The 320-nt window shown below is 66.6% G+C and carries 1 protein-coding gene; it reads left to right on the top strand.

Annotation, left to right across the window (positions count from 1 at the left end; genetic code table 11):
- The coding region (locus H2O73_RS23615; RefSeq protein ID WP_182110751.1) for an alkaline phosphatase family protein at nt 1-320 on the top strand (320 nt) is incomplete at both ends.

The following is a 320-nucleotide window of genomic DNA, read 5'->3' as shown; positions in this document are numbered from 1 at the left end:
GAGACCGGGGAGGACCGCTTTATGCCGGCTTCGCCCCAGGTGGCGACCTATGACCTGCAGCCCGAGATGAGCGCCGAGGAAGTGTCTGACAGTTTCGTGGCGGCGATCGAGGCGGGCTATGACCTGATCGTGGTGAACTACGCCAACCCGGATATGGTCGGGCATACCGGCGATCTGGAGGCGGCGAAGGCCGCGTGCACGGCAGTGGATACAGGGCTCGGGCGCGCGCTTGCGGCCCTGGAGGTCGCGGGCGGTGCGATGATCGTCACCGCCGATCACGGCAATTGCGAAACCATGATCGACCCGGAGACCGGCGGCCA

Origin of the sequence: Vibrio marinisediminis (genome assembly GCF_014050145.1) — a bacterium.
Taxonomy (GTDB): Bacteria; Pseudomonadota; Gammaproteobacteria; order Enterobacterales; family Vibrionaceae; genus Vibrio; species Vibrio marinisediminis.
This window is presented reverse-complemented; position numbering and strand designations above follow the sequence as displayed.